This window comes from Aerosakkonema funiforme FACHB-1375 (assembly GCF_014696265.1).
In the GTDB taxonomy this organism is placed as follows: domain Bacteria; phylum Cyanobacteriota; class Cyanobacteriia; order Cyanobacteriales; family Aerosakkonemataceae; genus Aerosakkonema; species Aerosakkonema funiforme_A.
Genome location: NZ_JACJPW010000127.1, coordinates 1 through 22849 on the forward strand (window position 1 = coordinate 1; position 22849 = coordinate 22849).

The following is a 22849-nucleotide window of genomic DNA, read 5'->3' on the forward strand; positions in this document are numbered from 1 at the left end:
GGGGGAGTGGGGGAGCGGGGGAGCGGGGGAGCGGGGGAGTGGGGGAGCGGAAGAATTAATATTTTCCCTTTACCCTCCTCCCTCTTCCCTCTTCGCTCTTCCCTAGCCCCTAGCCCCTAATCCCTAACCCCTCAATTAGAAGCTTCCGCCAATTCAATGACGCGACCTTCGACATCTTTGACCAAAAAATTCAGCGGTTTTTCGCGGCGAATTTTGTGTTTCAAACCTCGAACTTGCACGCGCAGCAGCACTTGTTCCAAACAGTCGCGATCGAAACACACATGACGTTGCCGATCTTTTTGCCCCAAACTTGCGCCAGAGATAACGTGTAACTGGGTATTCTTCTTTAACTGATACCAAAGACCCTCTGGTGCGTTCAACCCTTTGGTGGTGGAGAGGCTGGGATTGGCTGAGAGGTAGAGCGGGTCTATGCTAGTAGCACCCAGAGTTTGTTCGTAGTTGTAATAATAGTGCAAAGGTACTTCCGCCGCTGGCAGATCTAGCAGACCTTCATAAAACTGCCGAGCGATTTCCAAATCCGACACCATGATTGTATGGACTTTCGGCGCACTGGTGAGGAACATCCACATGGCACCTGCATAAGCTACCAGCAGCATCACCATGATGCCTTGGGTGGAAAATAGGCTATCCAGAGGCAGGGCGGGCAAAAATGAACCTAATAAAGAGGGCAAGGGCAGAGAAGGAATAACGTTAACTGCTAGAACCATGAACTTTAAGGGGTGAAAGATCGGTTGTACCTACCGTACTTGTCAGCATATACTTACCATCTTATGTCTTTTCAGTCTACCAAGTGGATGGGAGACTTGAGACTGCCGATTGGGAGACTTTTGACTTTTTCTAGCCCTCAGTCCCTAGTGTAGTATGGTGATCGATCGCGAGCGTAACTCAGCAAAGTAGCGGTTAAACTATTGTGCAAATTCCTCATTTTATAGAAAGCAATCATCCCTTAGTCAAGTCGCTGTCTCATCACAGCGATGGGGAACTGCTGACCCTGTTTCAGCGCCATCCCGAAGAGGGAAAATACTTTACGGCGATTTTCTGTCGCTACAGTCCGATCGTCTATACCTTAATTGCACACTCCGGACGATCGCCTGTCCAAGCCGATTACTTGTTTGCCATCACCTGGCGACATATCTACCATGCTTTAGGCGAACTCGATTTACGGGGCGCTGCGGTATCGGAGACGGAGAGTTTTAATCTGCAAAACTGGCTCATCAATATTACCGCTTTGTGTATCAATCAAGCGGAAGTGCCACCAGTGGAGTCAATTCACTACTCGTTGGAGGCTGCTTCGCCGCCTTTGTGGTGTTATACCCAGCAGGCGTTAGATATGATACCTCCTCTTCAGCGGTTAATTGTAGTGATGTCTCAGAGTTTCCACTGGAGTGAAACTCGAATCGCCGCTTATCTGCAAGCAGAGGGAGAAACGCTTTCTCCTACCGAGGTGAGAGAGTTGCTACAGACAGGGTTAAAAGAATTACAAAAAACTTTGCCTGCCGATATTCGTGCTATTTATTTAGGTGAAGAGGAAACTGTAGAAGAAGATTCTGAAATTGATATTCCGAGTCTTTTATGATGAGGGAGTCGGGCAGCGAAAAAATTAATATTTTTCCTGTTTCCATTTTCCCCTCTCTTCTCCCTCTTCCCTCTTATTTTTGACTTTTGACTTTTGACTTTTATTAGCCCACTCTCCCCCTCTTTCCTTTCTCAAAGTGCGTAAATTCTGCATTTTTCTACTTTTGCCTTTTTACTTTTTCGTTTTGGGTGCGGCTGACCTAAACGAACAACTGAACATCCCCAGAAACAACGGCACTCAAGGCGAACTTCGGGATGAAGCCGATCGCCTGGTACGATGGGGAGGGCAAGCCCAACGACAAGGCAATTTCGATAAAGCTATTCCCTACTGGTTGCAGGCGTTAAAAATTTATCATCGCATTGGCGATGTGCAATCCCAAGGTCAAGTTTACGATTTTTTGGGTTTGGCTTATGTTGCTTTAGGTGACTACAACAGGGCAGAAGATGCGTTGCGAAGACGGCTGGGTTTTGCCCGCGAAAATAACGATTTGCAAGGTCAAATTTTTGGCTTAAATAATGTCGGTACAGTGCTGCTGCGACGTGGCAGTTTGCCTGCTGCAAGGACAACATTTGAGGAGGCGCTGACAATTGCCCGTGGCGTGAATAGTCCGGCAGGTATCGGTTTATCGCTGAATAATCTTGGTTTGGTGGCAAGCGGTAACGGCGATTACAATCGAGCAATTAAACTTTACGAAGAAGCTGCCATTTATCGAACTCGCGCTGGCGATCCGATCGGCGAAGCAAATACGTTAAATAATTTAGGCGATGCTTACGCAGCGATCCATAATTTTAAGGAAACAATAGGCGCTTACGGTGCGGCGTTGAGTGTTGCAAAGTTAGCGCTCGATCGGCCCAATCAATTTCGGGCGATCGACGGTTTGGTGTCAACTTACTCTTCTGTAGGACAGTATACCCGTGCGATTGAATTGTTGGAGCAACGGATCGCGACTGCTAAAGATGCAGATGATTCTCACCAACAACTGCGATCGCTGCGATCTCTGGCTCAACTTTATCAGCATCTGGGCAAATATAGCGATGCCCGCAGCGTTTACCGGCGGGCGATCGCTTTGGTTCGCAGTTTGAGGGATACTAAAGCTGAAGCAATTCTCCTGGGGGAAGTGCTGGAAATCCCTTAGAGAATTGCAAATTTAAGATCTCAAATTTGCAATTCCCTAGCTTTGGTTAGTTCACATAAACGCCGCCAGTCGGTTGAACGGTTAAGGCATTCCTGTCTGCGCCCAAATCTGTTGTTGCTGCCAACCTTACTTCCAGTACTCCTGGGGCAACAGCTTGGGGACGAACTCTCAATAAACCTCCATCAGCACGGTAAAAAGTGATGGTCGTGGGTGTATCCAAACTTTCTAAACTGACGTAGGATTCACCTTGTAGATTTCTTTGATTGGTTTCGCCAATTACTTCGTAAACGATGTCAGCTCCGGTTTCGTTCACCAGCCTAACATTCACCGCACCGTTGGAGGGTCTGACCATCGCACTGGTAGTTTGTCTCTGTTCTGGGGTAGGCGGAATAATTGTGGTGTTGCGCCGTTGCTGCATCATTTGGTAATCGTTGCGACGCAGTTGCTTATCGCGGTTGATGTTGGTGTTATTGCCATCAGTACTGCAATTAGCTTCGTCACCAGTCCGTATGGCGTTACGATCGCGATCGGACATGGCATCGGTAGACGCAGACGAAGAGTTGGTATCATCAACAGATGAGTTAGCGCTATCTTCTGTTGGCGTATTTCTACTGCTATTGACGGAAGAAGTGCCTTCGCGAGTCCGGCGTTCTATATCTGTGTTACTGGAAGAAGTGCGATCGCTTCCTGTCCCCGATGACGTATTGCCCATCCTGGTCGATGAGTTATCGGTACCCGTAATTGGCGTGTTTCTATTCCTATTAGCAGAAGACGGTGTGGTAGTATCGGTTCGCGAATCTCGCGTCTCTACATCGTTAGTTGGCGTTGGCGTATTTCTATTGCTGTTGACAGAAGATGGCCCTTCGCGATTTATATTGGTGTCGCTTGTATCAGCAGAACACACAGCATTGTTGCCTGTACCCGATCGCGGATCGCGAGGACTTTGATTCGTTTGCGCGATCGCCGGTAAGCTCAGGATTAAGGTACCAAAAATAGCTCCCACTAACCCGATCTGCTGTTTAATTTGTCGTTTTTGTTGACTCATGATTCACCTTTGTTTTGAGTAAATTTTGACTAAATGGATATTTTCTTTGCCAAATGGCAAATATTCGATCGCGGTACTGGCAGAAACAAAGTAAAAGGCAAAAATTAAATCCATCGCATATTTTTACTTTTGCCTTTTTATCTATTACTTTTGGCTACTCAAAAAGCTAAGCCTGTTCCCACAGTTGGCGAATCTTGTCCGGCAAGAAGTTCGCGATTTCTTGAATTCGTTCTTGAGACAATTCGTCCTTGGTCGCTGAGAACACTGCTTTAACAACAGTTTCCGGTTGTACGTCCGGTTGTAAACCGGCTTCTTGAGCGATCCGGAAGAGAAACGTATCGGATTTGATAATCAGAGGAGGACGAACTCGACTTAAGAAGCTGACGATCGGATTGGTATCTTTCCAAAGTTCTGCCACTTCGTTTTGCAGCGCTTTGTCTTTTGTCGGTAGCGCTTCTTCGTGCAGCTCGTTCGCCACGCGATCGGCAGCTTCCGTACTCATCATGTCGCGCATGGTGCGGAACACGACTTCCGTAATATCCCTGGCATCAAAAGGATCTGACAAATTGCCCTTGAGCATCACTTTCTCAAGGAACGGCATATCTTTGGTAGCGATAGGTACTGTCGGCCCTTCCCTGAGAGCTTGAGGAGGATTTGCTTCCATTTTTTCCAGCATTTTGCGGCCTCTTTCCGTTAGCTCTGCCCTTTTAAAGGTAATTAAATGGGGCAAGGGGCCATCTGCTGCGCCATAAGAGTTGGCAATTCTGAGATCGAATTCTTTGGGATTAACCGCATCGGGAACATCTTCCTGATTTGCATAGGCATTGCCGCTAAACTCGGCGTTGATGTATCCCTTTTGATTTAAGTAATCTAGGTGGCCCAAAAAATCTACGGGGGTTATTTCTCGACCAGCAAAGTCTGTCTCGGTGAAGTTAACCGAGTGCATTCCTTGACTGCTATCGGTTTCGTCGATTTTTTTCAGCAGAATGTAGGCAATATCTTCTCGCAATCCAATTGGCATAGAACTATTAAAAAGCTCCCATTTCCAACGTCGATCTTGAGCCTAATCTGAAAGGTTCCCAGCTTGCCTCTGTCACAGGAGGCATTCCAAAATGCTAATATTTTTTTGCTCATCTTTTTGAATAAAAAACTAACTTTTGATAGATGAAATTAGAAAATTAAACTTTCAAAGCCAAAGCTCAAAATAAAGAATGCACTCCCGGCGACGATGCCCAATGCCCTATCCCCCAATAACTAATAGACATCTCCTCTAAAAGAATCTCAAAGGCAGGCAAGATGCTTACCCCACAAGAATTTTTGGAGATGTCTATTAGACATCTCCTCTAAAAGAATCTCAAAGGCAGGCAAGATGCCTACCCCACAAGAATTTTTGGAGATGTTTAATGTGTTTCCAGTCGGTATTGCGGCAAAGTAACGGTAACGGTTGTGCCTCGATCGACAACGCTTTCAACCCGAATATGACCGTGGTGATTTTCGACAATAGCAGCTGCGATCGCCAATCCCAATCCGGAACCGGTTGACTTACCGCGAGTGCGGGCGGGATCGACTCGAAAAAATCGATCGAATAAATGAGGCAGTGCGTCTTCTGGGATACCGATACCGCTATCGATAACTTTAACTTGCAGTTGCGGATGGTTCCCTCGGCGTATAATTCTTTGCAATTCCACATCAACTTTACCCCCTATCGGCGTGTATTGCAGCGCATTACCAATTAAATTTGTAAACAGACGCGCCAGCCGATCCCAATCTGCTTGGAATGTAAAAAAGTCTTCTTCTGTTTCGTCAGGAAAGCTGATTTGTGCAGTCACCAAATCTAAGGCGAGTTTAATACCTTTTTCGGCAGCAAGCAGTTGCTGTTCTTCTACAACTTCCATTAACAAAGCGTCGAGAGGACAGGCTGAAAAGCGAGGTTGTACGATGCCGCTATCTTCTCTGGCAAGAAACAATAAATCATCGACCAAACGCCCTAGCCGCTGAGTTAGTCGTTCGATCACTTTTAATTGTTGTTGATGTTGTTCGGACGAGCGATCCGGGTCTGCCAAGGCTACCTGTACGTTTGTTTGAATCATGGCGATCGGACTTCTGAGTTCGTGAGAAGCATCAGATGTAAATTGTTTGAGATGTTGGTAAGATTCGCGCACCGGTTCCATCGCCAAGCCAGAAAGCAACCAGCCGATCGCACCAACGCAAATCACCATCGCGCTAATACCCAAACTCAAGTCTAGTATTAATTGATGGCTGGGTTTTGTTACTTCAAACCAAGGATGGCTGACGCGCAGATATCCCAGTACTTGCCGTCCCATTTGCACTCTTTGTGTGACTTGGCGCAGTAGAGGAGGTGGTGAAGGCGTGAGGAAGCGAGTTTCTTGACTCTTAGCTAACCGAACGGTTTCGACCGTGCGGTTAGCGCGAATGGGAACATTTAGCGGTTCATCAAAGGTTGACCACAGCAATTCACCTGTAGGACTGAACCATTCCAGGTCGATGCGATCGTCTTCTACGGTATCGGCGTTATCGCGAAAACTGGCTTCCACGTTAACGCGATATTTGTTAATGCGATCGTTGGGGGAAACTGCTTCGATCGCGAGCGATCGCACAACCACTTCCACCACATGATTGAGCGTATCATCCACCCGCTCGATCAATGTGTTCCGGACGTATAGATAAACACCAGTCGCAAACAGCAGCAGCAAAACTGCCGTGACAGTTGTATACCAAATAGCGAGGCGGCGGCGAGTTGCTTGAAACATAATTATTGATTTCAAATTTCAATTATGTTATGCGATGTCAAATTACTGTAGCAAATGATGCTCATATATTTGAACATTTACGTGTATTTGAGCGGGTTTGACGTTGTAGAGACGTTTCGTGAAACGTCTCTACAGTCGGTTAAGATAAAAAAGGTCATCGCAACGGATTCTGTATGAGATCGAGAGTATCCAGAATGAGCAAGACATTAGACGTATACCTAAGTTTTAGCAGCCCTTTTGCTTACCTTGCCAATACCCAACTGACTGCATTAGCAAAACGTACTCAATGCAACATTAATTATCATGTCATCGATTTGTACAAAGTGATGCAAGTTTCGGGCAATCCTGGCCCCAAGGATGTGCCAGCTAAAATTAAATACATAGTTAAAGATATTTTCGATTGGTGCAAATATTACGGCGTCACCATCAACGTGCCGTCTCGTTTAGCGATCGATAGCACTCCGGGTGCGGCGGCTGCTTTAACTGCAAAAGATGGTCGGAAATTGCCGGAATTTATTGACAGAGTAATGCGAGCTTATTTTGTAGAAGATTTGGATATTGCGGATGCACAAGTCTTGGGAAAACTGGGTGCTGAAGTAGGTTTGGATAGCGAAGTTGTTGCCGCCGCCGTTACAGATCCGGCTATTTTAGATCGGGTTGCTGCGGATGCGGAAGCGGCGGTAAAGCGGGGCGTCTTCGGCGTGCCAGCTTTCTTCATTGACGACGATATGTATTGGGGAAACGATCGTCTGATGTTTGTTGAGCAAGCACTAAAAAGCTAGTGCGGTATATAGAACCCCGGTTTCTTGAAGATTAAGTAGGGTGCTTCAGATTGATAAAATTAACAATCGTCGCCAAAACTCTGCTTTATGGCCAAAAAAAGGGCTGTAAAGCCTCCCATTTCAATGGGAATCATTAAAAATTTTCACGAATTTCAAGCTTTGCTCTTTCAAGATGGAACCAATCTAAAATTCAAAATCCAAAATACTTCCATCTGGTGAAGGATCTACAGATTTAAAATTAATAACTAGCAACTTGCGTTATTATTTCAGAAGGAAAACGGAGAAAATAATGACTCAAATACAGCAATCCGAACCGATAGTTTACCAAGGACAGTTTGGAGAGTTTACAATTACCCAGAGCGATCGCACGGGCGTCATCATCTACCGCGCTGGCTTAATGGTAGCAGCATTAAGCTTTGGCTTGGGGACTTGGCTGCTACTATCTCAGGGCGCTACCCCAACTATTTTGAACGCACTGACCTTGCTATATGCCTGTTTCTGCGTGGCGTTGGGCGTCAGCTTAGCCACCATCCATATATATATGGTACAGCTGCACCGAGGGCTGCAAATTTTTTGGGCGGTTGGCGTTTTGGCGTCTGTTGTACTAGCGGTGCAAAGTGGCGAACCTTTGGCGCTGACTGTTTACCACCATCCACTTGCTATTTTGGGAATTGGTTTTACCTTTGCAGCATTGACTGGAATTTATTTCAAAGAAGCTTTTTGCTTTAACCGACTGGAAACAAAGGTGCTGACACCACTGGTTCCTTTGCTGCTGTTGGGACATTTGTTTGGCTTTTTGCCGATGGAGATGAAGCCGATATTACTGCTAATTTGGGCGATCTTTTTCCTCGTCTTTGCGGTGCGGAAAACTATGCAAGCAATTCCAGCTGATATTGGGGATAAGTCGGTTTTTGAATATCTCAAACAAAAGCCTTCTGTTCCAGCTTAGCGATCTCTAAAATGTTGCAACCGCAGATAAACGCAGATAAACGCAGATAAACGCAGATAATGTGTTTATCTGTGTTAGCAAGAAATGGAGTAATTTAGGCAATTGCTTGAAGAACGCGCATATTGGTTAGCTTGGTCGCAAATTCCGGGAATAGGGCCGATTTTACTGAAGCGACTCCAACAGCACTTTGGTAATCTGGCGGGGGCGTGGTCAGCAAGTGCAGCGCAATTGCGACAAGTGGAGGGATTTGGGGTTAAAACATTGGTGACAGTGGAGGGAAAGCGATCGCAACTCGACCCCGCTCAATTTCTTCTACAATACCAGCAGAAAAACCCTTATTTTTGGACACCAGCAGATGCCGATTATCCCCGTTTGTTACGAGATATTCCCAATCCTCCACCAGTGCTACATTACCGGGGAAAAGTGCAAACCCAAGAAAATCAAGGTTTAACAGCAACAGTGGGAATTGTCGGGACTCGTCAACCTTCCGAATACGGTATCCGTTGGACGCGCAGAATTAGCGCCGCTTTAGCTAAACAAGGATTTACAATTGTTTCGGGGATGGCGGAGGGAATTGACACCGAAGCGCATAGTGCCTGTTTAGAGGCGGGTGGACGGACAATAGCGGTTTTTGGTACTGGGATAGATGTTATTTATCCGTCGCGCAATCGCAATTTATCCGCACAAATAACAGGAAATGGTTTGCTTTTAAGCGAATATTCGGCTGGTACCCCACCCGATCGCACTCGTTTTCCCGCCCGCAATCGAATTATTGCAGCTTTGAGTCGCGCCGTTTTAGTGATGGAAGCACCCAGAAAATCTGGTGCTTTAATTACTGCCGACGTTGCTAAAGATTTCGGTCGAGATGTTTACGTGCTGACTGCCCGTTTGGACGATTATCAATCCCACGGTTGTTTGAATTTATTAACCAAAGGAGCGACAGCAATTCCTGTTGAATTTGAGGAACTATTAAAAATGTTGGGCGCGACGCCGCCTGCGGATACGGAAAATTTTGCTTCTTTACCTTTATTTGCTCAAACCCAGGCGTCAAATGCACCGCCAATGCCGGATTTAGAACCGGAATTAAAACAAGTTTGGCAGGCAATTTCTTCAGAAGCTACGCCCTTCGATTTAATTGTACAAAAAGCTGGCTTACCGGCAGGAGGGGTTTCGAGTGCTTTATTGCAGTTGGAATTAATGGGGTTGGTAACTCAATTGCCAGGAATGAGATATCAAAAATGTTAGTAATTTGAATAGTAAATCTCACAATAAATGTCTAATGAAGGCTCAAGAGAGGCAGAAAGGAAATATTTTACTTGTTGACGATACGCCGGACAACCTTCGCCTTTTATCTTCAATACTGACCGAGCGAGGGTACGCAGTTCGCAAGGCTAGGTCAGGTCAGATTGCATTGACTTCCGTAAAGACAGCGCTGCCTGATTTAATTTTGCTCGATATTAATATGCCGGAGATGGACGGTTATGAAGTTTGCAGCAAACTGAAAGCTTCGGAACAAACTCGTGATGTGCCGGTGATTTTTATCAGCGCTCTCAGTGAGGTAATGGATAAGATCAAAGCCTTTGCTGTCGGTGGCATAGACTACATCACCAAACCTTTTCAAACTGAAGAGGTGATCGCCCGCGTGGAAAATCAACTGACGATCGCACGTCAGCGTTTATCGCTACAAGAGCGAACAGCACAGCTAGAAAAAGAAATCAAAGCACGCCAACAAGCTGAAGAAGAAATTCGACTCTTGCTAACAATGGCTCAAGCGATTAGTACTGCCACAGATTTCGATACCGCCTTAGAAGTTATCTTGCAGCAAGTTTGCCAAACAACTGATTGGATTTACGGCGAAGCTTGGATTCCCACCACCGATACATCAGCTTTAATATGCAGTCCTCGTTGGTACTGTCAGCGGGAAAAGATTGACCCAACTCTGGTAGATGCGATCGCACGTTTCCGAGAATACAGCGAAGTTCTCACTTTCTATCCCGGTGAAGAAATTCCCGGCAAAGTTTGGTCAACGCGACAATCCGCCTGCGTTAACGATTTCAACGAAATGGAAGATGCTCTCCTAAGATTAGAACTGGCGACACAATGCGACTTAAAAGCTGCTTTTGGCGTACCTATTGTTCCTATGGGCAATATACAGCAGCCAGAAGAACAGGGCAGTTATTTGCTGAGTTCTCAATCTCCTGTTTTGGCGGTGTTAGTTTTCTTCGCTCTCTCAAGTAGTTCGGACGACAAGCGCTTGTGCGAGTTAGTTAGTGTGGTAGCAGCCCAGTCGGGAACGGTGCTGCAACAGAAGAAAGTCCAAGCAGAAATGAAAGCTCTGTTTGCGGCGATGACCGATACGGTAGTAGTTCGGGATGTTTCCGGACGTTGCCTCAATGTTATCCCTACAAATACGATGAATTTGTACAAACCTGCAACCGAAACGATCGGCAGGAAAGTCCACGAAACTTTACCGGAAGCCGAAGCAGATTTGATTCTCCAAGCGATCCTAGAAGCGGTTTCCACACAAAAAACCGTTGAAATTGAATATAGTTTGCCCATAGGAGGTAAAGATATTTGCTTTGCCGAGACGATTTCGCCGCTTTCTTCTGAAACGGCGATTTTGGTGGCGCGGGACATCACCGAGCGCAAGCAAGCCCAGTCAGATCTGCAAAAAGAGCAAGAAAAGTCAGAACAGTTATTACTCAATATTTTGCCAGAGGCGATGGTCGAGCGATTGAAAGAAAATCCAGGTGCGATCGCCGAACATTTCCATGAAGTCACTATTTTATTTGCCGATATTGTCGGTTTTACTCTTCTGTCGGCGCGAATCTCACCAACTGAATTAGTTAATTTGCTCAATGAGATTTTTTCTAAGTTTGACGAACTCACAGAAAAACATGGTTTGGAAAAAATCAAAACGATTGGCGACGCTTATATGGTAGTAGGTGGATTGCCTGTTCCTAAAGAAAATAGTGCAGAAGCTATTGCGGATATGGCGCTGGATATGCAAGCTGCGATCGACCAATTTCAAATGAAGTGTAGCGAAAAATTACAAATCCGCATTGGTATTAATACTGGAGCAGTCGTAGCAGGTGTAATTGGGATGAAAAAATTTATTTACGACCTCTGGGGAGATGCTGTCAATGTTGCTTCTAGGATGGAATCATCCGGTATACCGGGCAAGATTCAAGTCACCTCAGCAACTTACGAAAAGTTAAAAAATCGCTATAAGTTCGAGAAACGCGGCAAAATTTCTGTTAAAGGTAGGGGAGAAATGATAACTTACTGGTTAGTTGCAAAATCATTGCCTAAATAAAAGCGAATAAATAAAAACTAGACAATAGATGATGAATTTGTTAAAATATATTTCATATTTTGCTTTTTTATTAGCTGACAATAATTACAAGGCGTGCATTTATAGTATACCACACACAAGAAGACAAAAGATGCTTAAGATTGACGGTTACCTTATTCTCAGTCAAGTTTACGAAAGTACCAATTCCCTAGTTTATCGCGCTATCCGACAACAAGACAATCAACCTGTTATCCTCAAAGTCCTCAAAGAAGACTATCCAACAGCTTCCGAACTTACCCGCTACAAGCAGGAATATGAAATTACCAGACATCTGAATCTGGACGGGGTAATTAAAGTTTATAGTTTAGAACCATTACAGAGAACTTTGGTGATGATCTTGGAGGATTTTGGCGCATCATCTTTAAAACAGTTGATGAACAAATCAAAAGCGGCGGGACAACAGATGCTGCTAACAGAATGTCTGGCGATCGCTATTAAAATAACTGAGACGTTGGGACATATTCACAGTAGCAATGTTATCCACAAAGATATAAATCCTGCCAATATTGCTTATAACCCCAAAACCAGAGTTTTAAAACTCATCGACTTTGGTATTTCTACACAATTAACGCGGGAAAATCCCACCCTAAAAAATCCTCACATTTTAGAAGGTACGCTCGCCTATATTTCCCCAGAACAAACCGGACGGATGAACCGTTATTTGGATTACCGCACAGATTTTTATTCTCTCGGTGTCACCTTCTACGAATTACTAACCGGACAACTGCCTTTTGAAACCAATGATGCACTGGAATTGGTACATTGTCATATTGCCAAACAGCCAGTACCACCCGATCGATTTAAAATTCAAAAGTCAAAATTAAAAAATGATGAACTTAATAAAAGCCAAAAAATTCCGAAAGTCGTTTCAGATATAGTGATGAAACTGATGGCGAAAACAGCGGAAGAGAGATACCAAAGTGCTTGGGGAATCAAAGCGGATTTAGAAGAATGTTTGACTCAGTTACAAACAAAAGGAAATATCTCTGCATTTCCCCTTGCTGCCAAAGATATCTCTGATAAATTTCAAATTTCCCAAAAACTCTACGGACGAGAGGCAGAAGTTGAAACTTTATTAGCAGCATTTGAGCGAGTAGCTGGGGAAAGCCAAAAATCAAAAGCCAAAAGTCAAAAAAATGGTCGTCAATCTCAAATCCTAAATACCAAATCCCAAATCGAGATGATGTTGGTGGCGGGTTACTCTGGCATCGGTAAATCATCATTGATTGCCGAAATTCACAAGCCTAATAGCCAACTGCGCGGCTATTTCACAGAAGGTAAATTCGATCAATTTCAGCGCAATATTCCCTATTCTGCCATAGTAAGCGCTTTTAAAGAATTGGTGCGACAACTGTTAACAGAAAGCGAAGCACAACTAAATTTATGGCGAGAAAAACTTTTAGTTGCTTTTGGTGAGAACGGTCAAGTTATTATTGATGTAATTCCAGAAGTGGAATTGATTGTGGGCAAGCAGCCACCTGTGCCAGATTTAGGGCTATCTGAATCTAAAAATCGTTTTAATCTGGTCTTCCAAAAGTTTATTAGGGCATTTTGTGCCAAAGAACATCCCCTCGTTATCTTTCTTGACGATTTGCAGTGGGCAGACTCTGCCACGCTCAAGTTAATCGAACTGATGATGACGGATACGGATATGCAATATTTATTTTTGATTGGAGCGTATCGGGATAACGAAGTCAGCCCAACACATCCCTTAATGATGACGTTGGATAAGTTGCGTAATTTGGGAGCCACTATTAATTTTATTACCTTATCTCCTTTAAAAATCGAACATACTACCCGCTTAATTGCGGATACGTTACACGATAATATCGAGCGGGTAAAACCTTTAGCAGAACTGGTGATGAGAAAAACGGGAGGAAATCCGTTTTTTGTGAATCAGTTTCTCAAAACATTGCACGCCGAGCGCCTAATCGAGTTTAATTTTCAGAGTTATGCTTGGAAGTGGGATATCGCACGCATTGACTCTCAAAATATTACCGACAATGTAGTGGAATTGATGATAGGTAAGTTGAAAAAACTGCCATCTTCTACGCAGCAGATTTTATATTTAGCTTCTTGTGTTGGTGCTTCTTTTGACTTAAACACTATTTCTATTGTCTGCGAAAAATCTAAAGAAGTAGTTTTTTCCGATCTGATCGTAGCCGTTCAGTCCGGTTTAATTTTGCCTATATCTGAGTTAGATGCAAATCTGTTAATCCAAGATTACAAGTTCCTGCACGATCGCGTACAACAAGCAGCTTACGCTCTCATCGATCAGTCTCAGAAGAAAGTCGTTCACTTACAAATTGGTCGGTTACTGTTGCAGAATACCGCAGCGGCGAACTTGTCAGATAAGGTATTTGAGATCGTCGATCATCTCAATTTGGCTGTTGAATTGGTGAGCGATCGCACCGAACAAAATGAAATAGTAAAACTGAATTTGATGGCGGGTCAAAAAGCGAAAGCAGCAGCGGCTTATGCAGGTGCGATCGCGTATTTAAATGCAGGGCTAAAACTGCTGAGTGCAGATAGTTGGCAAAGTGATTATGAACTAACTTTAGCGCTGTATGAGGAAGCAGCAGAAGCAGCGTATTTGAGTGGTGATTTCGAGCAGATGGAGAAATTGGCTTTGGTACTATTAAACCGTACCAAAACAGTGTTAGAAAAAGTGAAAGTTTATGATGTAAAAATTCAAGCAGCAGGAGCGCAAGGCAATTTTAAAGAAGCAATTAAGATCGGTCTGCAAGTCCTGAAACTGTTAGGATTGACATTACCAGAACAGCCCACCCAATTGGAGATTCAAAAAGCATTCCAGGAAACTGCTTTACTCTATGTCGGGCAAGAAATCGAATCATTAATTAACCTGCCAGAAATTACCGAACCCGAACCGCAGGCAGCTATCTATATTCTATCAAGTATAAGTGCTGCCGCCTATATAGCGGCTCCTGAACTTATGTTACTAATTGTGTTATCAATGGTTGATTTATCGATTAAATTTGGTCATTGCACTTGGTCTGCATTTAGTTATGCGGCTTATGGATTAATTCTATGTGGAGTTATTCAAGATATTGAATTGGGTTATAAATTTGGTAAATTGAGTTTAAATTTAGTAGAACATTTCAATCCCAAGAGGGGTAAATCTAGGGCATTAGAAGTATTAGGCGCTCACGTAATGCACTGGAAAGAACATTTCAAAGAAACGCTACCAATTGTGAGTGAAGGTTATCAAAACGGAGTGGAAACCGGAGAATTTGAATTTGCTGGTTATTGTGCATTTTTTTGTTGCGATCATTCATATTTTATCGGTCACGAACTTACGAGTTTAGAAGGTAAGATGGCGACCTACGGTAATGCCATCCGTCAAATTAGGCGGGAAAACCCTTTTAATTGGGTGGCAATGTTTCGGCAGGCAGTCCTTAACCTTCTGGGTCGGTCTAAAAATCCTCGCTTTTTAATCGGTGATGCCTACAACGAGGAGGAATGGCTACCCCTTGCTATGCAAGCAAATGACCGATTAGGACTGCACTTGCTTTATTTAAATAAACTTATTTTAAGTTATCTATTTGGTGAATATAGTCTAGCCATAGAAAATGCTTTGAGAGCAGAAGAGTATTTAGATGGTGTAATCGCAATGGTCGTTGTACCTATCTTTCATTTCTATGATTCTCTCGTGCATTTAGCTGTATTTGCTGATGGTTCAAATTCCGAGCAAGAGGCTTGGTTGAATCGGATTAATCTTAACCAAGAAAAGATGCAGAAATGGGCGCATCATGCCCCAATGAATTTTTTGCATAAATTCGATTTAGTAGAGGCTGAGAAAGCACGAGTATTGGGGCAAGTTGTGGCAGCAATGGATTTTTACGAGCGAGCTATTAAAGGAGCAAGAGATAACGGATTTATCCAAGAGGAAGCATTAGCTTATGAGTTAGCGGCAAAGTTTTATCAAGCGCGTGGTATGGATAAGTTTGCCCAAACTTATATGAAAGAGGCTCACTACGGCTATGTGCGCTGGGGAGCGAAGGCAAAGGTAGAGGATTTGGAAGTAAAGTACCCGTATTTATTGCCTAAATCATCTCCAGCGAACAACCTTACTTTTAGCCATACGATAAATAACCCTAACATTACTACAACTGGTAGTCAGTCAGCCTCAGCTTTGGATTTAGCCACTGTAATGAAAGCTTCTCAAGCGATTTCTGGCGAAATTTTGCTGGATAAATTACTTACCAAATTAATGAAAATTTTGATGGAAAATGCAGGAGCGCAAACTGGATATTTAATTTTGGAAACTGAGGGCAAGTTGCAGATTGAAGCTTGTGGAGAGGTAGATTCGGATAACATCACAGTATTGCAATCAATTCCTCTAGAGAATCGTCTGCCAATAGCAATTATCAATTATGTTGTCCGCACGAAGGAAACAGTGGTTTTGAATGATGCTACTGGTGAGGGTAATTTTACTAATGACCCTTACATAAAACAGCACCAAACTAAATCTCTTTTATGTGCGCCATTGATCGATCGCTCTCAACTCAGCGGTATTGTTTATTTAGAGAATAATCTGACCACAGGCGCTTTTACACCAAATAGATTGTCAGTTTTACAACTGTTATCGGGACAAGCTGCTATCTCGATTGAAAATGCCCGACTCTATCAAACTCTAGACGACAAAGTTAAAGAACGCACCGCCCAACTCGCTAAAGCAAATCAGGAAATCACCGCTCTAAATGAACTCCTCAAAGCAGAAAATTTCCGTATGAGATCTGAGCTAGAAGTTACCAAACAACTCCAACAAATGATTTTACCCAAACAATCGGAATTAGAATCAATTGAAGGATTAGAAATTACGGGATTTATGGAACCAGCCGATGAAGTGGGCGGGGATTATTATGATATACTGCAACGAGATGGCAAAGTCAAAATAGGCATTGGCGATGTCACTGGACATGGGTTAGAAAGTGGGGTATTGATGTTGATGACGCAAACCGCAGTCAGAACATTACAGGAAAGCGATCGCACTGACCCAGTGCAATTTCTAGACATTCTCAACCGCACAATTTATGGCAACGCTCAACGAATCAATCCCTATCGAAATTTAACTCTAACTTTACTAGATTACGCTAATGGCACTTTGAGAATTAGCGGTCAACATGAAGAGATAATCATCGTGCGTGCTAGCGGTGAATTAGAGCGAATCGATACGCGAAATCTCGGCTTTCCCATTGCTTTAGAGGAGGATATTGCCGATTTTATCTCGTCCGAAGAAGTGCAACTCAATTCAGGGGATGTGGTAGTATTATATACAGATGGAGTTACAGAAGCGTTCGATATCGATCGCCACCAATACGGACTAGAACGCTTATGCGAAATAGTCAAATGCAACCACTCTTTTTCCGCAGCAGAAATTAGACAAGCGATTGTTGATGATCTGCGGCGGCATATCGGTTCCCAAAAGATTTTTGACGATATTACATTAGTCGTGCTAAAACAAAAGTAAATATTTGCCTAATTGGCTTCAAGTATTCGCTTTTGTTCCCATTTGTTAATTTTTACAACACTCAAAACTAACATTATCTCAAATGCCTATGTCTCAAATAATTGGAAATTTCATAGAAGATGTATTGGATGATAGTAAAATATTTATGATGGAATTTTTTATGCACGCTGTACCCATGACAAAGCGCAAGCAAACAAGATATCTATCTATGGCTTTTATGGCTGAATATTTAGCAAATTTTTTTACATTTAAAGAAGAAGAAGATATATTTTTTTTTCAAAAGCAACTCCAACTTAAAAGCGCTGCTAATTACATTGCTAATGAGTTGTTGGAAAACTCGATAAAATATAATTACGAATTAGGCAAATATCCCCTTAGATTTGCGATTTACTTGCTGGAACGCAATTTGGTATTTGTCAGCAAAAATTGCGTTAATAAAAAAACTTTAGATAAGTTGAATAACTTTATTAACGAGCTGAGCGATTCTGATGTTACTGAGTTCTATTTCCGTCAGTTGGAAAAAGGCGCTGAAGAGAAGAGTGAGGAATCGCAGTTAGGTTTCTTGAGCATCCTTAATGATTATGAGGCTAAATTGGGCTGGAAATTTGAGACAGTTAGTAAAGAACCTGAAATTACTAGCGTTACCACAATGGTGCAGTTAGCAACCAACTGATGGTAGATTATTTAAACGATAAATAGCAGGCTGAAAGAGAATGGAAGTTAAAACTGATGACTACAGGGTATGGTACGAGGCAGAAACGACAACAGTGAATTTTCAGGGTTTGTTGCGGGAAGGGACAATCGCTGACTACAAAGCTATAGAGCAGTTACTTAATGAGGCGCTGGCGCTAGAATTGCCGATGATGACAATAAACCTACAGGCTCTAGAATTTATAGACAGTTCGGCAACGAGTGTATTGTCAAGATTTGTGATTGGAATTCGCAAGAAAAAATCAATTGCCCTAGTAGTTAAAGCCTCGAAGCTAATACCCTGGCAGGAAAAATTTTTGGATAACTGGAAAAAATTGCTACCTAATTTGACCCCGCAATGGGAATAGTAGATAAAGTGTATAGTAAATCTTCGGTAAGAACAGTCGGATTAAAACTGAGTATCGGTTATGAGTTTCCAAGTTATCGGGCAAGCCAAACATCTACTGCTCAGCGGACTGATTGCCAGCCTCGGACTGTGGACAGTACCAGCGCAAGCACAAGTTTCCGATGCCAAAGTGAATGCAGTGCTGGAAGCATTGCGCCAAGCAGCACCACCCAACCGTCCCAATGATGGGATGTACAGCCAGTGGCAAGTTTTACCGGGCATCATTCCCAGCTGGACAAAACAATGTGTCGGACGGGAACTCACCCCCGCTCAATTTGAGTCTGATGCAAGCGCCGCACGCAACACCGTCGCCTGCATCGTGCGACGGGAACTAGACAAGCAGTTTCGCGCTACCAACAACAACGAAACCGCATCTGTACGCAACGTGGCGTGCTGGTGGATGACTGGCAACGCCGGAGGTTGTGGTAGCGGTGCAACTGCTACTTACGTGCAAAGAGTTGCCGGTTTCTATCAGCAATCAGCGCCAGGAACTAACCCGCCAGCGCAACGCCCATCTTCTCATCGGCGTTCGTCAGCAAACACTCAAACTCAAACCGCTACCCCTTCATCTTCATCCATTGCCTTACTTTCCGACAACCAAGTAGCGGCAATGGTGGAAGCTTTGCGGTTAGCTGCACCCCGCACTCCTACCACGAATGATGGACTTTACAGCCAATGGCAAATCAAACCAGAAATTATCCCCACTTGGTCTAAACAATGTATCGGACAGGAACTCACGCCGCAACAATTCGAGTCTGACCCAACGGCGGCGCGAACGATCGTATCCTGTATTATGCAAAGAGAGTTAAACAGCCAATTTAGCGCCGCTAACCGAAATGAAACCGCCGCAGTCCGCCGTACTGCTTGTTGGTGGATGAGTGGCAAACCTACAGGATGCGACAGTGGCGCAATTGCTGCTTATGTCGAGAAAGTTGTCGGTTTCTACCAGCAGCAGGCACGCGGTTCTAGCGCTTCCGAACAGCGATCGACGATCGTTCCACCATCTAGTCTATCTCCAGCTAGTTCATCATCAAATGTAGAAGTTTCCGATAGCCAAGTAGCAGCAATGGTGGAAGCGCTGCGCGTCGCTGTAGCTGGCAAAGTCAAACCTAACGATGGACTTTACAGCGCATGGCAAGTCACGCCCGGTATTATTCCCAGCTGGACAAAACAATGTGTCGGACGGGAACTGACACCTGCACAATTTGACGCCGATGCAACTGCGGCACGCAATACGGTCGCCTGTATTATGCGACGCGAACTCAACAGGCAGTTTCGCGCCATCGGTAACGATGAGTCATTAGCTGTCCAACGTGTCGCAGCTTGGTGGTTAACTGGCGATGCCAATCTTTACAATAGCGAAAGAGCAGCCGACTACAGTCAGAGAATTCTGGGTTTATACCAACAGCAACGCTCTAATTTCAGCAGTCAGCCCTAATCGTTTTTTAGGGTGCGTTACACTGCCTTAACGCACCCTAAATCTGCAATTGTGTGTTGCTTTGTCATTCGTTTTGTAGAGTATATAGCAACCGACGATACCAAATCCGGGTCTGCTACTTTCTTTTTCAGCCACAATCTTTTTCTCCTATTACCCCACCTTTGAATAATGAGAATAATCGCAGCGCATTTGGGATTACGAGGCCACCGAACTGGAAATAATTTCCCGCAATACTTGAGCGGTATTATCTAATTGGTCAAGTACTTGATTAGTTTGTTGTAAAGATGCCACAGTTTGCTGAGACGCTTGACTTAACTTCGATATGGCCACACTAATTTGCTGTGCCCCCTCAAATTGTGCTTCTACAGTTTGACTGACTTGTTCAAATTCTGGTGTCAGACTCTGCACTTGCTCGATCGCCTGCGTAATTTGCTGGCTGATGCGACCCACCAGTTCGACGTGAAATCCGACCTGATGGCTGAACTTATCCATTTCCATGACGCCTTTGTAAACAGAAGATTGAATCTCTTTGACCACTTCTTCAATTTCTTGGGACGCTGCCGCCGAGTTATCTGCCAATCGTCGCACTTCTCTGGCTACCACCGCAAAACCCGCTCCGTACTCCCCGGCTTTTTCCGCTTCAATCGCGGCGTTGAGGGAGATTAAATTAGTTTTATAGGCTACGTCCGAAATTCGGTTGACGGCGCTATTGATGTTATTGGCTTTTTCATTCATCACCCGCAGTCGGGCCGAAATCACGTTAGTTGCTGAAGCTAAATCCCCCATCGCGTCGGCCATTTTGGCGAGGCTTTTTTGAGAACTACTGGTTACTTGTGCCGTCGCAGTCGCTTTTTGGGCGACATTTTCCATTGTTTTGACTAATTGCCCGGAAGTGTTGGCAATAGCACGGGCGGTGGTATTCACTTGATTGGCAAATGCAGCTTGCTGTACAACGGTGGCTTCTAACTGCTTGCCAGCCACAGCAATTTGCGTGGTGGATAAGGTATTTTCGATCGCCACTTGCTTGGCTTGGTCAATTACCGAAGCGAGCTGTTGTTCCCGAACCTTAACAGTTTGAGCCATCTGAGTAAAGACTTGCGCCAACTGTCCCAATTCATCAGTTCGATCTACTTTAACCATCGTGTCAAGATTTCCTTGGGTGATTGCCTTTGCTGCTTCGTTCAACTCCTGAATGGGCTGCATCAGCCACCGAGACAAAAAGTAAGAGATCAGCAATCCGAACAGTAAAGTTCCGGTTGAGATGGCAACTGCCCGCCCTAGCTGTTGTTGAATTGTCTTTTGGACAGACTCAAGGGGCAAGTAGATCAGTGTGGCACCAAGAGACTGTCGATCGGAATCGCTTAATGGTGTTGCAACTCTAAGATATTTTCCTTGCAGTTCGCTCTGGGAAAGCTTTTGCCTTATAGCTCGCTCGATCAGTGCGCGATCGACTTCATTGAGACTCTGGCTATTCTCCCATCCTGCAACTGTGCCAGCAGCTACAACGTTGAGCCGATCGTCAACTACCCAAATTCCATGTACGCTATTTTTGTCCAGCACTCGATCGATCAAGTTCTGGAAGCCCAACTCCTGGCGGAGACGATCGAACAGTGCCCCATTACTGCCAACCTGCACAATTCGCCGTTTGTCAATCCCTACCACTCCCACATATTTGAAAATATTGCGATCGATTTCCCGCCGACGAGCCTCCTGAATAACCACAGTTTTTTCGCCTGTGAGCAAAGGCCAGAATAAAGATGCCTGGGGTTGTTTTTTCGGGTCTGGACTAAAGGTGAAATCAACGTCTAAATTTCTGAGATAGGAATGCCCTTTTTCATCCGTAATCCAAAACTCATCCACAATGCTGGCATCTGTAATCGCTTTCAGGTGGGCATTGATCGCTTGTGGAGATAGCCCAGCCTTTTCCGCAATGCTAACTAGGTGAGCCGCAATTACGGCTTGACCAACCATCTGATCCGCGATCGATTCTTCCACCCGATCGGGAATATCTTTGGTAAACTGAGCGCTGAGCGCAAACAACTTGGCAATCCGAATGCCATCTGCGTTTGTTTTTTCTAGCAATGCCTCACGGGCTGTCCAGGTCATAATTGTAACAGTCGGAAGCAATGTCGCTGCGATCCCAGAGATTACAGTCAGCACAATTTGTCTGCGAAGTCCCATGCTCAGTCAACTCCTTTACCAGTTCAAGCGGATATAGACAGTAACTATGTGGTGCTGTCCGTTGGGGAATGAAAGATAGCCAGCCAGCCAAAATGTTGCGAAAATTTCCACTACGAACGCTTATTCTCGACTATCTGAGTAGATTTCGCTTTTCTCGAAAAATTGGGTTGAAAAACCCGTCGTTTTACGACGGCTTTTGGTAAAATTGAACGCCAGCGGAACACAAGATGTAGTTGTGGCATACGAACTTACTCGCTGGATAAAGACTAATGCTACCAATCCGAATGGGTTGCCCCAATGCCTCACTGCCCTCTAAAAACATATGGCATAGGTGGGAGACAATAGAAATTAAATACCGTAGGGCATACGGAAATTCACGCTTGGGGAGTAGTCCTAAAGAGTGCTTGCTGTAAAAGGTGTAGTCCGACTAGACATGAAACTGTAAGACCAAAGCTAAGTTTACTTAGTGGCGGCAGGATTCAGCCCAAGAATCCTCGTACCTTTAGGTCGAGGAGTGTCAAATAGCGAAAGCACGAAGGTGGTACCAAAGCGAAATCTGAGCAAGGTAAGATTAGCATATTTTCAGGAAACGTTTGTTGCAGAGACTCTCAACAGACAGTTTACATTTGATACGGACACAACAGGAGTTTTTTTATACTTTCTAACTATCAGGTCACAATGCCACGGAGCTAATTCTCAAACGATACGTCCGACGATCTCCTCAAGATGCCACTGAACTGGAGATAATTCCCCGCAATACTTGGGCGGTATTATCTAATTGGTCAAGTACTTGATTAGTTTGTTGTAAAGATGCCACAGTTTGCTGGGACGCTTGACTTAACTTCGATATGGCCACGCTAATTTGCTGCGCCCCCTCAAATTGTGCTTCTACAGTTTGACTGACCCGTTCAAATTCTGGTGTCAGACTCTGCACTTGCTCGATCGCCTGCGTAATTTGCTGGCTGATGCGACCCACCAGTTCGACGTGAAATCCGACCTGATGGCTGAA

14 protein-coding genes and 2 pseudogenes are annotated in these 22849 nt (G+C 44.3%); 10 read left to right on the forward strand and 6 right to left on the reverse strand.

Annotated elements, in window-relative coordinates; translation table 11 throughout:
- Positions 1-131 precede the first annotated feature (131 nt).
- On the reverse strand, positions 132-728 hold the full coding sequence (locus tag H6G03_RS31735; RefSeq protein ID WP_190473935.1) for a VOC family protein: 597 nt from the start codon (positions 726-728) through the stop codon (positions 132-134).
- Between the two features lie 203 nt (positions 729-931).
- Between H6G03_RS31735 and H6G03_RS31740 the strand changes: the two genes are divergently transcribed.
- Entirely contained in the window at positions 932-1597 is a 666-nt protein-coding gene (locus tag H6G03_RS31740; protein ID WP_190473937.1) for a sigma-70 family RNA polymerase sigma factor, read from the forward strand.
- A 163-nt stretch (positions 1598-1760) separates the two neighbouring features.
- Positions 1761-2732 carry a tetratricopeptide repeat protein gene (locus H6G03_RS31745; protein ID WP_190473939.1) on the forward strand — a complete coding sequence of 324 codons (972 nt, stop codon included), beginning with the start codon at positions 1761-1763 and terminating at the stop codon, positions 2730-2732.
- 46 nt (positions 2733-2778) lie between these two features.
- Here the strand turns inward: H6G03_RS31745 and H6G03_RS31750 are convergent, their stop codons facing one another.
- The 3 genes from H6G03_RS31750 to H6G03_RS31760 form a co-directional block, all read right to left on the reverse strand.
- The gene (locus tag H6G03_RS31750) at positions 2779-3777 is read right to left on the reverse strand and encodes a hypothetical protein (RefSeq protein ID WP_190473941.1); all 999 of its coding nucleotides are present in this window, start codon (positions 3775-3777) and stop codon (positions 2779-2781) included.
- 166 nt (positions 3778-3943) lie between these two features.
- The gene (locus H6G03_RS31755; RefSeq protein WP_190473943.1) at positions 3944-4798 is read right to left on the reverse strand and encodes a DUF2267 domain-containing protein; all 855 of its coding nucleotides are present in this window, start codon (positions 4796-4798) and stop codon (positions 3944-3946) included.
- A 379-nt stretch (positions 4799-5177) separates the two neighbouring features.
- Positions 5178-6548, reverse strand: a complete 1371-nt coding sequence (locus H6G03_RS31760; protein WP_190473945.1) for a sensor histidine kinase — start codon at positions 6546-6548, stop codon at positions 5178-5180.
- 194 nt (positions 6549-6742) lie between these two features.
- Here H6G03_RS31760 and H6G03_RS31765 point away from each other — a divergent pair, with 194 nt between their 5' ends.
- From H6G03_RS31765 to H6G03_RS39910, 8 genes and pseudogenes are all read left to right on the forward strand, one after another.
- Positions 6743-7330, forward strand: coding sequence for a 2-hydroxychromene-2-carboxylate isomerase (locus H6G03_RS31765; protein ID WP_190473947.1), 588 nt, complete (start codon positions 6743-6745; stop codon positions 7328-7330).
- Between the two features lie 289 nt (positions 7331-7619).
- Positions 7620-8279 carry a DUF2301 domain-containing membrane protein gene (locus tag H6G03_RS31770; RefSeq protein WP_190473949.1) on the forward strand — a complete coding sequence of 220 codons (660 nt, stop codon included), beginning with the start codon at positions 7620-7622 and terminating at the stop codon, positions 8277-8279.
- A gap of 102 nt (positions 8280-8381) precedes the next feature.
- Entirely contained in the window at positions 8382-9524 is a 1143-nt protein-coding gene (gene dprA / locus H6G03_RS31775; RefSeq protein WP_190473951.1) for a DNA-processing protein DprA, read from the forward strand.
- Positions 9525-9558: 34 nt separating this feature from the next.
- On the forward strand, positions 9559-11595 hold the full coding sequence (locus tag H6G03_RS31780; protein ID WP_190473952.1) for an adenylate/guanylate cyclase domain-containing protein: 2037 nt from the start codon (positions 9559-9561) through the stop codon (positions 11593-11595).
- Positions 11596-11725: 130 nt separating this feature from the next.
- Positions 11726-17125, forward strand: coding sequence for an AAA family ATPase (locus tag H6G03_RS31785; protein ID WP_190473954.1), 5400 nt, complete (start codon positions 11726-11728; stop codon positions 17123-17125).
- A gap of 88 nt (positions 17126-17213) precedes the next feature.
- Positions 17214-17798, forward strand: coding sequence for a DUF6272 family protein (locus tag H6G03_RS31790; protein ID WP_190473956.1), 585 nt, complete (start codon positions 17214-17216; stop codon positions 17796-17798).
- A 40-nt stretch (positions 17799-17838) separates the two neighbouring features.
- On the forward strand, positions 17839-18183 hold the full coding sequence (locus tag H6G03_RS31795) for a slr1659 superfamily regulator (protein WP_190473958.1): 345 nt from the start codon (positions 17839-17841) through the stop codon (positions 18181-18183).
- 60 nt (positions 18184-18243) lie between these two features.
- Positions 18244-18699 (forward strand): annotated as a pseudogene (locus tag H6G03_RS39910) (hypothetical protein); the annotation flags it as partial.
- Between the two features lie 1155 nt (positions 18700-19854).
- On the opposite strand, the gene H6G03_RS31810 reads toward H6G03_RS39910, so the two are convergent.
- Positions 19855-21840: a methyl-accepting chemotaxis protein gene (locus tag H6G03_RS31810; protein WP_190473959.1), complete on the reverse strand. Its 1986-nt coding sequence runs from the start codon at positions 21838-21840 to the stop codon at positions 19855-19857.
- A gap of 721 nt (positions 21841-22561) precedes the next feature.
- Positions 22562-22849, reverse strand: a pseudogene (locus H6G03_RS31815) (methyl-accepting chemotaxis protein); the annotation flags it as partial.